General features: G+C 56.2%; 12 protein-coding genes and 1 pseudogene. 5 read left to right on the plus strand and 8 right to left on the minus strand.

Annotated elements, in window-relative coordinates:
- Nucleotides 1–13: 13 nt before the first annotated feature.
- The 3 genes from HS1genome_RS08560 to crn1 form a co-directional block, all read right to left on the minus strand.
- Nucleotides 14–1,639, minus strand: coding sequence for an ATP-binding protein (locus HS1genome_RS08560; protein ID WP_229768090.1), 1,626 nt, complete (start codon nt 1,637–1,639; stop codon nt 14–16).
- The gene (locus HS1genome_RS08565; RefSeq protein WP_229768089.1) at nt 1,597–2,664 is read right to left on the minus strand and encodes a DNA double-strand break repair nuclease NurA; all 1,068 of its coding nucleotides are present in this window, start codon (nt 2,662–2,664) and stop codon (nt 1,597–1,599) included. Before HS1genome_RS08565 ends, HS1genome_RS08560 begins: the two co-directional genes overlap by 43 nt.
- A gap of 122 nt (nt 2,665–2,786) precedes the next feature.
- Nucleotides 2,787–3,326, minus strand: coding sequence for a CRISPR-associated ring nuclease Crn1 (gene crn1, locus HS1genome_RS08570; RefSeq protein ID WP_126450463.1), 540 nt, complete (start codon nt 3,324–3,326; stop codon nt 2,787–2,789).
- 313 nt (nt 3,327–3,639) lie between these two features.
- Between crn1 and cas4a the strand changes: the two genes are divergently transcribed.
- The 3 genes from cas4a to HS1genome_RS08585 all read left to right on the plus strand — a co-directional run bounded on the left by cas4a (nt 3,640) and on the right by HS1genome_RS08585 (nt 6,719).
- Complete coding sequence (gene cas4a, locus HS1genome_RS08575) at nt 3,640–4,548, plus strand: type I-A CRISPR-associated protein Cas4/Csa1 (protein WP_126450465.1); 909 nt, start codon at nt 3,640–3,642, stop codon at nt 4,546–4,548.
- A gap of 200 nt (nt 4,549–4,748) precedes the next feature.
- The gene (locus tag HS1genome_RS08580; protein WP_126450467.1) at nt 4,749–5,345 is read left to right on the plus strand and encodes a 3'-5' exonuclease family protein; all 597 of its coding nucleotides are present in this window, start codon (nt 4,749–4,751) and stop codon (nt 5,343–5,345) included.
- Nucleotides 5,346–5,930: 585 nt separating this feature from the next.
- A complete protein-coding gene (locus HS1genome_RS08585; RefSeq protein WP_126450469.1) occupies nt 5,931–6,719 on the plus strand; it encodes a hypothetical protein in 789 nt (262 codons plus the stop codon).
- Between the two features lie 639 nt (nt 6,720–7,358).
- Here HS1genome_RS08585 and HS1genome_RS08590 read toward each other — a convergent pair.
- The 5 genes and pseudogenes from HS1genome_RS08590 to HS1genome_RS08610 all read right to left on the minus strand — a co-directional run bounded on the left by HS1genome_RS08590 (nt 7,359) and on the right by HS1genome_RS08610 (nt 10,617).
- Nucleotides 7,359–8,018, minus strand: coding sequence for a metallophosphoesterase family protein (locus tag HS1genome_RS08590; RefSeq protein ID WP_126450471.1), 660 nt, complete (start codon nt 8,016–8,018; stop codon nt 7,359–7,361).
- Between the two features lie 225 nt (nt 8,019–8,243).
- Nucleotides 8,244–8,561 (minus strand): clan AA aspartic protease, encoded by a 318-nt coding sequence (locus HS1genome_RS08595; protein ID WP_126450473.1) that lies wholly within the window; start codon nt 8,559–8,561, stop codon nt 8,244–8,246.
- A pseudogene (locus HS1genome_RS08600) lies at nt 8,551–9,530 on the minus strand (putative CRISPR-associated protein). Before HS1genome_RS08600 ends, HS1genome_RS08595 begins: the two are co-directional and overlap by 11 nt.
- Nucleotides 9,531–9,984: 454 nt before the next feature.
- Nucleotides 9,985–10,401 (minus strand): hypothetical protein, encoded by a 417-nt coding sequence (locus tag HS1genome_RS08605; RefSeq protein ID WP_126450475.1) that lies wholly within the window; start codon nt 10,399–10,401, stop codon nt 9,985–9,987.
- A 3-nt stretch (nt 10,402–10,404) separates the two neighbouring features.
- On the minus strand, nt 10,405–10,617 hold the full coding sequence (locus tag HS1genome_RS08610) for a hypothetical protein (RefSeq protein WP_126450477.1): 213 nt from the start codon (nt 10,615–10,617) through the stop codon (nt 10,405–10,407).
- Between the two features lie 877 nt (nt 10,618–11,494).
- Here HS1genome_RS08610 and cas6 point away from each other — a divergent pair.
- Both cas6 and HS1genome_RS08620 read left to right on the plus strand, forming a co-directional pair.
- Complete coding sequence (gene cas6, locus HS1genome_RS08615) at nt 11,495–12,283, plus strand: CRISPR-associated endoribonuclease Cas6 (RefSeq protein ID WP_158613765.1); 789 nt, start codon at nt 11,495–11,497, stop codon at nt 12,281–12,283.
- 201 nt (nt 12,284–12,484) lie between these two features.
- Nucleotides 12,485–12,736, plus strand: a complete 252-nt coding sequence (locus HS1genome_RS08620) for a hypothetical protein (RefSeq protein WP_126450480.1) — start codon at nt 12,485–12,487, stop codon at nt 12,734–12,736.
- The last annotated feature ends 299 nt before the right edge of the window (nt 12,737–13,035 follow it).

Consider the following 13,035-nt stretch of genomic DNA (forward strand, 5'->3'; position numbering starts at 1 on the left):
AGATCGAGTACCGCTACGAGTTTGTCTCACTTTCCTCCTGGAACTTGAGGGCCCTGAAGGCAACGTCGTGCACTCCGACGGCGAAGGACCTCAACACTCCCAAGCCAGGCGGAGCTACCCTCAGTAGCCCCGAGTACTCCTCCATCTCAACCCTCTTCAGCGCGTCCTGATCCGCCCTCAGTGCGATCTTCGTGTTGGTGAGGGTGAGCACGATGTCGTTGAGGTCGGTGGGCCTGTGGGTGGCCAACACAGTCCCTATTCCCCTCACCCTACCCAATCTCATCAACCTGTTTATCATCCTCTCCATGGACTCCTTCCCCTCCTCCCTCCTGCCCTGTGGGAAGAACTCGTGGGCCTCGTCGAACACCAGCAGCATGGGGGTCTCCTTTCCCTCCTCCCTGTACCTCCTGTCCGCCATCTGGAAGAGCCTGGTGGCGACCACGAAGGCCGCCAGCACAGCTGACTGAACCCCTTCCTCTGCGGCCCAGCGCAGGTCGACCACCGTCACCCCAAAGCCCAGCTCCTCGTAGTCTGGCTCCCCGAGGTAGTTCCCACCCAACTTGACGTCCACGAGGCCAGTGTTCCTGAGCGCGTAGACCGACCTGGTTATGTTGTCGACGGTTTGTTGGTGCACCTTGAACTTGCTCAGGGACCTGGAACAGGTCTCCCAACTCTCTAGGTCTCCTCTACACTCCCTGGCCGCCTGCTTGAAGAAGTATGCGCCCTGAGCGCTGAAGAAGGGGGAGACGTCAGCTAGGAGCCCGTAACTCTCCCCGGACCTCACGCCGAACGGCCTGAGCCTGAAGGTCCTACTGCCGTCGGATAGGACGAATTCCGGCCCATCGTTCACCTCTATCGCCCGGAACCTCTCCAGGCCGCTCCTCCTCAGGAAGGTGTTCATGAAATCCGTGGGCCTTTCGTACCGGCCCGCTACTGGGACCAGCACCCTTCCTCCCGACGCGACAGCGGTGGAAACGTAGTCTCCTTGGACGTCGAACACCACCACTGGCCTCTCCGAGCCCGACACCAGCACCCTGAGGAGGTTAGTCTTCCCCGCACCGGTCGTGCCCACCACGAGGACGTGGTGCCTCAGGACTTCCCAGGTGAGCCTGAGGTCGACTCCCGACTCCCTGTGTCCCTCTGCCACGACACCGATCTTCACCCCGTCCACCGGAACTCCGAGCATCTTCCTCAGGAACTCCCTTCCTGGAAGGAAGACTGGGCTCTGTGGGTCTACGGGAGAGGTGGGTGGGACGACCTCACCTTGGACGTCCTCCGAGAGGAGCTCCAGCTCCAAGGCGAGGGGCGTGGTTATGGCTGAGAGGTCCTCGGCCGGGGAGATGGCCGGCACCCTAGACACGGCGAGTATGTCAGCCCTCTCCACCGCCCTCACCCTGCCCAGGATCAGCGTCCCCGCCACTACCGGCGCCACCCCTAGGTAAGTTCCCACCCCCAACCTACGTCCTAAGTAGACCTGGAATGGAACCTCCACCCTTATCTCGGCCCTCTCCATGCCGTGCGATATGGGGACGACCCTGGAGGCCAGTCCGATCACCTCCCCCTCCTTGGAGGCCCTCTCCTTGGCCTCCCTGAACATCATTGAGAGAGCTCCTTCAGTGCCTCCTGGTACCAGTTCCAAGACTCGTAGCTCACCCCCACTAATTGATGGGCGTAGAGGAAAGCCTGAACGAAAGAGGCGGAGCCTAGCCTCCTAGATAACCTGTCAGCCACCTCTATGAACGTCGGAATTCCCCTGAAGGAGGAGTGGAGGAGCGCCGTCCTCACCCCGGGACAGAGGAGGTCAGGGTTGGACGACTCAACCCTGAAGGCAGAGTCCCTCACCCTCACGTATGTCATGTACCTGGAGACCTCCTCTTCACCTACCTTGACGTCCTCCTTGAGGACCGGGGAGACGTAAATCGCCTTCCCCCTCCCTAGGTCCAGGGTCAGCACCTCGTCCGAGGAGTCGGAACCGAGGGCCCGGGCCAACTTCCTGCTGAACTCCAACCTCTTCACGATCCCCACTAAGTCTGGAAGCCTAGGTAGCCTCTCCTTCAGGAGTTGCTGGAAAGCGGCCTCGTACTTCGGGCCCATAGTGCTGGGGAACGGCCCCGGCACCACGGGCCCGTCCACGAATGTGATTCTATTCGAGGAGGTCACCGCGTAGTTCTCTAGGGAGATCCTGAGCTCGTCTAGGACGTTGTCCTCCTTGTAGTCCTGATCGTACAACTCGCCCGCTGGGCTCCTCAGCCGAACCAACTCGGAAAGCGTGGGATCCGAGGAGACTGCGGAGGCCACCTCCCTAGAGGCCTTGAGTCCCACGAAGGGGAACCTGGCCGGCGGGATCGTGAAGTGGTTCCCACCGTCGTTGGCGTATAGGGAGGCGACGAGGATCCTCGCCCCCCTCACGCTCAACGTCCTGGAAGAGCTGTCCAGGTACGCGAACTCATCTAGGGGACCGCATTTCCCGAGCTCTCCCAGGAGGGTAACGGGGCCAGCCACCTCTCTCAGGCCGGGCTCCCCAGGCCCCAAGTAGGGTTTCTCCCTAGCTACTTGGGAGAGGAGCTCCATCAGCCTCCTGAAGACGTTGTGGGAGTCAAGGAATTGGAGGCGAATCTCCAGGCTGGGGACCTTCGCTTCCCCCGAGGCACCCCCGCCCACCATAAAGAAAAGAACAGAAGATTCCTAATAAAGATTACCACTCCTCACCTCAGGACGATCGGCCATATCCTACATAGGCCACCCTTAGGGCGGGCTCGCACGTCTCCGCCTGGGCGTCCGGGAGCTCAGTGGAGGAGTACTGTGACGGCCTGGGGGGAGAGGAGGGAACAGAGGGATGTGTCTTTGGAACAGCCCGCACTGAGGTCGAGGGAGTTTTCGTTCAGCTTCCTCGCCTCCTCCGTCACCCTGGCGTACTCCTTGGTGCTGATTAAAGTGGTGAGCACGTGGGCACCCCTCTCCCTGGCCACAACCGCTGCCGCGACACTCATCACCTTCCTCCCCCCAGTGACGTCGACGTAGTCGCCTGGGGAGACTAGCTTCAAGACAGCTCCCCTGAACTTAGCGTAGTCCTCGGGAGAGTCAACGTCGTTCAGGTCGAGGGGAACGTCCCGAAGAGGGGGACTCTCCTTCACGCAACACAAGAGGAGGGCCCTCAGGATCCTGAAGGCCCTCTCCACTTCCTCTCCCCTAGTCCTCACTACGTAGATCTCGTCTATCTTGACCGGTTGGTTCACCCCCAGGGAGGCATAGGTCCCCCTCCTCAGGTTTACGAGGCTCTCCACGAGGCCTCCAGGCGACGTGCCGAGAGTTGAAATCAACTTCACGCGGTGACGGTTGGTTCTCCAGTAAAAAAGGTATCCCCTTCGCCGCTCTCTACTGGAGGGCGACGAACGCGTCGACTCTCACCACACCCTCCTTATAACCTAATTCGCTTCCACCAGCTCCACAATTCGCCTTCAAACAACGGCACTTAGGACTTCTGGGGACCACCTCGACCTGGACTTCCGTACCTCCCCGTCATAGTACAGGCGCTTACTTACGTCGTCCAGTCGCACTCATCGCTGCCAGTCACGGAGGTGTCACCGAAGGTCTTCCCCAGCGCAACAAACCTTTTATCTCCTCTTCCAATTCCCGCACGTGTTCTTTACACCCGAGGACGTGGCCCTCTACGCCAAGAGGGTTAGGCAGACGCCCAGGCAAGTGGGAGAAGAGATGAGGGGGTGGCGGTGGCCAGAACCACCTCTCCTCCCCCCTTCCGGCAGGACCCTCCCCGTCTCTGACGCTTCAGGGGCCCTCTGTCAAACCGGAAGGTACGTCTACCTATCGTACGTCAAGTGGGTCAAAGCTCCGACTTCCCCGGAGGCAGCTAGGGGATCCCTAATACATGAGGCCTACGCCGAAAGCGTGGAGACCGTGAGGAAGCTCATCTACTCTGGTGAGGTGGTCGACGGTAACGCCCTGAGGTCGGCCATGCTTGACGAGTACTACGAGGCTGAGAGGAGGCTCTCCGAGTACTCCTCCGTCCAGGACTTCCACAACGTAGTTAAGGCCATTTGGGACAGGGCTACGAGCGTCTTCGGCGCCTCTCTGGACAGGGCGAGGGAGAGGGCCAGGGGAAGGAGGGAGACCCTGGCCGCTGCCACCATCCCCTTCTTGGTCGAGTTCCCCATAGACGGGTCCCTGGTAGGTCTAAGCCCAAACTCGAGGGTGGACGCGCTCATCCCCAACGTCCCCCTCGTGGTAGAGATGAAGACCGGAGCGAGGAGGAGGGCTCACGAGAGGGCCCTGGCGGGATACGCCCTAGCCTACGAGAGCCAGTACGAGGTGCCCGTGGACTTCGGCCTGCTGTGTTACGTCAGGGTGGAAGACAAGGTGAGCGACAGGTGTGAACTCCTGAAGATAGGTGAGGCCCTGAGGACTGAGTTCCTAGAGGAGAGGGATCGTAGGTTGCAAGTGTTGGAGGATGGGGTAGATCCGGGACTGCCAAAGTTCTGCGACAGGGAGTGTCCTTTCCTGAGTCACTGTGGTGGTAAGGTGGTTCAGTGAGGTCTAGGGCCGATCCTTCAACTCCGCGCGTAGGACTATACGTGGTAACTAAACAGGTCCAAACTTAGCGTTTAGAACCCGTGCTAGGACACCCGTTCCATTATCTCCACTCAGGCCGAGCGACTTCACAATTGTTGCAGGTCAAGTAGTTGTCTAACATATGGAAAAGAACTTAAGTCACCCCTACGTAAGTTACACTCGTGGAGTTCCTCAAGGTGTACTTCGACGTGAAGACCTACAGGCCAGACGAGGAAGCCATGAAGGACGAAGGGGTGATAGCTGTGGGTTACTTAGAGGACAGGGGAGGAGATCTCAGTAGGGAAGACGTTAAGGTCATCGCTAAGTGGGACCTGAAGTGGGAGGAAGTCGTAGTGAGGACTTTCTACTCCTACTTAAAAGGACTTCTCGGTAAGAAAGTCGAGCTGGTAGGATTCAACGTGCTCAGGTTCGACGTCCCACTCCTGACGTTGAGGGGAGTAGAGCTGGGCGTAGGTACCCTGAGGGAACTTACGGCGATCTGGAATTCCTTCATGGTCAGGGACCTCATGCAGGTTCTTTTGGCCGCCAACGGGTGGAGGTACAGGGGGCTTAAGTTCTCTAACGTAGCTAGGGCAGCTGGGATGGACGTGGAGGACCACGGCGCTGAGACCGCAGAGGCCTTCGAGAGGGGAAGGTACGACCTGATAGAAAGGTGGTTGGTGGACGACGTCTATGCCCTATGGAGGCTCGACAGATCTAGGGCCGTGGAGAAGATGATCAGGAACTACGTAGAGAGGGGCGTCAGGCTGGACCCGTAAAAGGAACCTATCGTCACATGCAGCACCCGCTTCTGACGGGAACTGGTGAACTTAGCCCTTCTCGGTTAGTTCTAAAACTCATACGATCCCAGAGATAGATAACGGTAAAGTCTTAGGGGGTCGAATACGCCCTTTGAGGAAGAGGGTACGAGATCTAGAAGTGTTGAAATGCACTTTCCCAAGACATTGATCAAGTTCGGTGTGTTGCGGTAAATGGGCCCTAACATTCTACTCGCGTTTCTAGGTTTCCCTCTAGAAGGATACGCTCCTCACTTTTGACGTACGGAGCCACTTTTTCCCACATCGCCGAGTCGTCACCGGTTTCGAACTCCTTACTTCTATAACCGGACTCTTTGACTCCCAACCTTAGTCCAGCCTCCTTCTACGCTTCTGTGATTTAACTAAGAATTTAATTTAAAGAAATGGATGGAACTATGTTACTCTCTCCACGAGAAGGGACGGATCGTGATCGGCGTCGTTGACGCTATTTGACCGACTTAGTAAACGTGCTCGAAGCACCGCGAGGCCGTAACTTACGCCACATCTCCAGAAACACTTAATTCCTGGTCCGCAGAGGGAAAATACGTGAGCGGCGAAATAATATCGAGGTGGTTCGCGGGTAAGATAGACGAGATAGCAGCGAAGATAACGGAAGGAAAGACTCTCGCTCCGGACGAGTCCACGATGGTATTGTATTACCTCATGAAAGAGGAGGTCGTTAAGGAGAGTGTTAAGACTAGGGAGGCAGTCAGGGACCTTGAGACTAGGTTGACGTCCAGAATTGACGCCGTTGAGAGGAATCTCACGGCCGGTCAGAAGTCCCTCGAGGCCAACCAGAAGTCCCTCGAGGCCAACCAGAAGTCCCTCGAGGCCAACCAGAAGTCCCTCGAGGCCAACCAGAAGTCCCTCGAGGCCAACCAGAAGTCCCTCGAGGCCAACCAGAAGTCCCTCGAGGCCAACCAGAAGTCCCTCGAGGCCAACCAGAAGTCCCTCGATAACAAGATCGACAGCAACTACGCTAAGCTAAATAAGGCAATAGAACAACTCAGGTCCGACCTAGGCCTTGTAGCCGAGGAGACCTTCATGAATAGGGTGTTGGGCTTTCTCGAGAGGAAAGGAGAGAAGGTCGTAGACGTGGATAGGGGAGTGGAAACTCCGAGGGGAGAGGTTGACGCTGTGATAGTCTGTGAGGGCAAGGTGTACGTGGTGGAGGTCAAATTGAAGGTCGAATTGAGCGACGTCGACGAAGTTAAGTCGAGGGCAGTGGAAGTGGAGAAGTCCTACGGACTCAAGGCCCTCCCCGTGATCACGGGAGCGAGGATGGGAAAACACGTTAAGACCTACGCTACGGGTATTGGCGTCATAACGGTCTAATTTCAACTTTAAACGTCCAAAAGATCTCGACGCGTCCTAATGTCGAAGATGTCTAAACTTGGGGATCTCCCCCTCATGGATCGGGCTAACGTAAGAAGGACCTATCTCGTGACGCAGACCTCCTTGGTTTACTCCCACGGTTTCTCGCCACGTACATCGGCGTTCACTTCTTTGTTAGATTTCACTCTACGGGAGCGACTTGGGGGAAGTCCACAGACCTTAACGACGTAGAGGAGGACGTTTTCGTGAGTCCGTCGAAATACGAAAGGGCCACTCGATAAACCTAACCTCAGTTCGCTCGACCTCTCCAATGGATTGAGACCTCCGTCCGAGGATCGTGAGGATGCGCCTTGGCAACGAGGACAACGAGGTGGAAGAGGATTGGGGTCTCTGAGGGACTTCTCCCGGTCCAATTCACTCGAGGAGTTGGGCCGTTCGAAGACACACCGCCTGCCTTTTTTACAGAAAATTGGCCCTCCACTTTCTCAGAGTTCGGCCCAGCGACGAGGAGACGGGGACGGTCTATAAGTAGGTCCTCGCAAATCACTAAGTTATCCAACTGTAGATGAGGAGATTTTCCCTCCACCACAAAAGCGTTTCCTGACCACTGGACAGCTTCCTCCGTCACTAAGGACCCCTTCAGAGGACGAACGATACGACTTCCTTCCGATTGTCGTACACCTTGACCTTCCCCCCTTCCAACACCGCGTAGTGCTTGCACTCCTGCGAACTATCTACTCTGAGGTAGTGTGTCCCCCACGGAAACCTGTAGTAGGTGTAACACTCCCCGGTCATGTGGCCGTTCAGGAAAAGCCTAGGAGACACCTCCCTGATGGCCTCGAGGGCCAGGAGTCCGCCCTCGTCTCTCCTCATGTTGGGATACACTTCCGGTAAGTACGGAGGCTGGTGCATCACCAGGATGTCCACCTTCCTCCTTCCGGCCCTCCTGAAGGCGGCCGTGAAGTCCTCAGGAGATATGGAGTAAGGCCTGCCTGAACCCACCAAACCGTTTATCCCAGCCACTCTGAAATCGTCAACTAGGTATGCCTTCCCGTCGTTCATGGCTATGGGCTTTATGAGGGGGAAGTTCTCGTGGTTACCGTAGACAGTGAGGAACTTGGTGAGGGAACCGATCTTCTGGAAGTCCTCCGGACTCATCCCCTCGTCCCAGTCGCCGGCGGAGATGAGGTAGTCCGGCTCCCACTTCTTTATCACCTTCAGGAGCCAGTCGACTGCCACAGTCTCGTCCACCCTCCTCCTCTTGTAGCTCTTGTGAACGTCGCTCACGAAAAGTATCATGGGTAGGAGTGAGGTGGAGGGGTTAAATCCTTGGTACTCCTTCGAAGGCGAGGGACGTCGAAGGGATACCAAGTCGACCCTCTCTCCACCTGCTTGTTAGTTCTCTGTGACGCTGGAGATCCTCTCTACGCGAGTTTAGATCGCGTTCAGTCTAAGAGCGGCGTCGCTCGTGAACGAGGTTGAAAGGCTCTTGAGGTACCTTAAACTCGGGGAGGCCAGTTTTCGTCAGGGGTCTCCCACCTCACTCCTCTTGTAGTCTATTACGATCTTGAGTTTTTTGAGGAACGCCTCTCCGACTAGGTTCTTCTCGATCGCGGGCAAGTTCAGGACCTCCACTACCATCTCCTTTCCAAAGGCCCTAACTCTGGACAGCTTGACGAAGGAGCTGTAGCATTCCATCGACGCCGTACACACCCTAGGCCCCAAGGACGGCTCGAAGGGGATCCCGTCGAACGTTTCCTTACCAACCATCAACTCGCCCTCGAAGCCCGTGTCCATCTTAGCCTTAATCCTAACTCCCTCTACCTGTAACTCAAATTCCAAGGAAGTACACCTTGTCAGGCACTTCGACTCTCACCTTTCTTCCCTCTCTCCGCTTGGATTCCATGAACTCGTAAGCCTCGGTCTCGTCGCCGAATTCCTTTTCTCCCTCACCCTCCACGACCACCCTGTAAGACTTGTTGGTGAATTCCTTAGGCAAGTAAATCCCTATCATCTTCCTCACCCATTCCTTCACCCTGTAGGCGTCCTCCCCCTTCTTCTCCGCCAGACCTCTAGCCTCGAGTAACTTGGCGGGGACCCCCAGTTCCTCCACTTTACTTTCGGACAACGTGTAGCCCGAACTCGCGAATTTAACGAGCCACTCTAGGTAATTTTGCCTTATTGTGATCGGAGGGGCGGGGAGGGCGACTATTCCGTCGAACTCCTGGTACTTGTAATAGAGCACGTCCGCCCCCGCCAACAGCCCCGCCAACGACAGGAAGATCGTCTCCGGCTTCAAACCGGCAGTGACGTTGATGTACACCTCGTACCCCCTTTCCTTAAACTTAAGTACCTTATAGATCACCTTGTCGAAGAGGTCTACTACACCGGTGTAAAAGGACTCCTCCGAGGAGATGGTGCTAACCGTGGCGAGCTCGGTCTCGATTCCTTCGCCCTTCAAATACTCCCTTATCACTTCCCCAGCTAGCCTCGAGTTCCAAGTGTTGGTGGTGTACAGGAATGCGAGGACCTCTTTCCCACTTTGTTTAAACAACTTCAACGCTGAGAAAAGGGAGTCTAGCTCCGCTGAGCCCCTCTTGCTCTTTCCCCTCCAGGTAGCTTAGGAGGGCATTCTTCAAGTCGTCGAAGTTCTCTGCGATCACGTTCTGTCTATCATCGTTGAACTTAAGTCTGTCCCAGTCCTCGATCCTTAACTCTTTAACCTTTCCCTTCACAACAGTGTCTTCCAACGAATTTTTCAGTAGGGAAGTTACCCATGACAGAAACGTGCACTTTCACAACTATACTCATTGGCGGCGGCCTTTAAGAGGATTTCGGAGGAAGACGAGTTATAGACTTCCCCTAACGGTTGTCACCTCGAAACTTAAGGTTGGGGCAGTTGAGAATACGAAGACTCGTCGTAGATAGCGAGCTGCCCACGACCGAGGATCCCAACGCTAAGGTGGGGCTCAACGGAGAGATCCCTCTACTATCGCGGAACTGGGGGGTTCCATAGGGTGGGTTCCTACAGGCCTGAAAACGTTCCAGAGGATAGGTACATCTCCATCGACGTAGGTCTACGTAGCCGTCTTCGTTTTCGACGAGGGAAGAGACTCCGTGAATCCCCTCCTCTCTTCGGGGAATCTCCCGTTTCCTCACAAATTAGAACCTCGTTGGGGAAGTGAAAGGTAGATTGTAACCTATGCCTCTTTCGTTTCCCCAGGGTATTACTGTACCGTTCTTCGCAACCACTATTTCTCCACCTTCAAAGGATACGTTGTAAGGAGGTTCTAAACGTCGTAAGTCGTAAGTCGTAAGTATATTGCTGCAAATCGACCGTTTCCAGGAGCGTTTTTCCTATTCCTGGCTGGTACCATAAGTTAGACGTTCCGGAGACGGTTCCAGTTTCCCGGTACCCATTGTCTAGAGTCCACAGCAGCTGATTTACGTATTGCCGTCCCGTTACGACGACCGTCCAATATCCAGGATCCACCTCATTCAACAGTATTTCGTTACCTTGTACGGGTACGTCCACCACTCCTGGTTCTCCATTGTCGTTGGCCCCGATCACGAGGACGTAAACTAGAGGCAAGTAACCTGGATTTCCTGAGTTCAGTTCGTTGAAGTTGTTTACGGTAGTTACGACAGGGAGGAAGTCGCCTTCGACTTTGTAGTACCCCAAGACCTAACTGTCCGTCGAATCACCCTCCAACTCGTATCCCCCTTGACTCGACTGCGAAGGTACTAGAAACGCGTAAGGGGCGTTCACCCCCACCTCCTCGATGCCCAACGAGGGACGAGTCGCTACACCCTCGAAGTAAAGGCCGAAGATCGCGAGGACCACGGCACCCACCACCATGGCGACCACCTTCCAGGAGGACCGGACTCCACGCCTCACGGCCCACTCACCGTGGAGAAGAGAGAAGGAAGATCTCCCACGCGCCGCACCTTCCACTTACCCCAATTCCCAAGGAACGTACGGTAGTAACACCTGCAACTCTTCGAGTAAAGCTCATTAATGTCGTTAAATTTAAGGTATTATAAAGTTAACTCGACCTACCGGACACGGTTGGGGAGGTGACTCAACCTGCCTTCCACCGCTTCCTCGCCGGAGCTCCTTGCTACACTGAACCCGTCGGCACGAGGTGGGTTCGCAATTGGAAGGTCCTCGGTCGAAACGACGTTCGAATACAGCTGTGGAGACCACAGCCCTCCCGCTCGCGTCCTCGGAAATAGAACGTCGCAACCCTCCCTCTGGAGGAGACTTTCAAAACGTCGCGTTCACGGAGAAGATCGCATCTCGAAAATTGGAGCTGGACACAGCTTCAACCGTCCCTCGAACCACCTAGACAGTCGACATACTCAGCACACGTCGATCTGACGTCCACGACTAGTTCGTTGAGTGGTAGGGGTTAGGCTAAGTCCTGAAGCAGTCGAAGAGAGCTGGTTCCAAGGAGGATCGCCTAAGTGAGGCCTCCACACCTTCCACGACGAGAGTTACGAACAACTCACGTCAGACGTCCTCGGTGGCGGGCCCATACAATTCCACTTAAAGTAGCCCCAGCAGGGACGTCCCGTCTCCAGGGGCGTTTGGTCTCCGCGCCCCGTAGAGCGTCAGGTGATCCAGGGAGCAGTGTGGGGGTCAACCCGTTGCCTATTAGGAACTACTCCACACCAGCCTCCAACGCGTACCCGTGAGGAGTCTACTCGTCGACTCGTGTGCAGCCTCTCCGAATAACCGCTCTGCTTATTTCCCCGCCCTCTTAACTGCTCTAGTGATAGTGAAGGCCGAATTCGGGGTGAGGTCCAAGGAGGAACTAGTAGTCCAACCCTTCTCTTCCAAGGTCTCGAGGACGGCCCTCATTCAAGCGAGCGAGAGCTACAGGAAGGCAGCAGAGTCAAACGAACCCCTCAAACCCTTCAGGGTCACGGCCCTAAGGACAGAGAGAGGCGTCCTCTACTCCAGGGGTCAGGGCTTCGTGAAGCTCTTCCCGGACGTCCAGTACACCTTCTCCGCCACCTCAATCCAGGAGGACTTCACCGAAGAGTTGCTATCCAAACCGGCGTTCAGCTTCGAGATATACGGCAAGAAGCTCCTCTGCGAACTCCTCAAGCTAGAGGTAGTGAACCACCTGGACGTATCGGCGCAGGAATCGAGGCTCTACAAGGTGAACTTCCTCACCCCCACCCTCCTCCAGTTTCCGAGGCCCAGGCTCAAGAGGAAGAAGAACAGGTACATTCTCTTTCCGTATCCTCCTGTAATGTTCTCGTCGCTGGCCCAGCACTGGAACAGGTACTTCAGCCCCCCCGTCAGTAGGGCCACCGGGACGAGGGCACTGTACTTCTTCAGGGAGGTGGACTACTCCCTCTCACCCGTCACCGTGAGGTACGACGAGGGGTTCGTGAGGGGCTTCGTGGGGTGGGTGCTATACTCCCTCGAGGCCAGGAAGGGGAGTAAGTTGAGAGCGGACGTCAGGAGGTTGTTGGCCTACGCCAACTACGTGGGGGTGGGGAAGTCGAGGAGCGTCGGGTTCGGGGAGGTTATCGTTAAAGAGACAAGCTGAGTTCGATCCATGCGACCCGCTGCCCATTCTTTCGATCCCCATTCTTTCGATCCACGGTGTCGATCGCATAGATAGTTCCGACGCCACCTGCGCGCGGGACTTCGGCCTCTACCACGCTTGACGGTCGTCTTCGCACCTCCAGCAACAACTTTCGACTAATGCTTTCAGCTGCCGAGTACGTCTAAATACTCAGGAGAAACATTGAAGTCTCGAACGAGCATTCCCGAGGACGATTTATCTCAGGCCGGGAGAGGGGGTCATCGAAGATCTCGAGCTTTTACCGAGGACGAAGACGAGGAGGCGAGAGATCCTCTTCCTTTAAGACCTATGCCGGACGTGGAGGTTTTCCACGAGAAGGTGGACGACCTTGCGGGAGGAGGACCTCCTCTTCGAAAGCAACTTCTATATGCTGGGATTGGGACGGGAAGTAGGGTGAGTGTCGCGGTAGAGTAGTTACAACCCTCGACACCATTCGACAGAAGGGAGTGACGGAAACCCTCGTCCTCCTCGAGGCCATCAACACCTCCGGGCTTGACCTCAGGGAGTCGAATGGGTCAACACTCTCCCCTCGGCGGCTCGCACCACTTAAGCGGAAGACGCGGTGGAGGGAATGGCTCTAAGGGATGAGAGGGGCGTTTTCCACCCGCGAAGGGCTCCGTGGTGATGTGGCCCAGAATCGGAGCGGAGGTGGTGAGCGTCAACACCGACTCGCGCTAGAGACTGGACCACTGCCAGTTCGCCAACAACGTGGG

It is taken from the genome of Sulfodiicoccus acidiphilus, assembly GCF_003967175.1.
Lineage (GTDB): Archaea > Thermoproteota > Thermoprotei_A > Sulfolobales > Sulfolobaceae > Sulfodiicoccus > Sulfodiicoccus acidiphilus.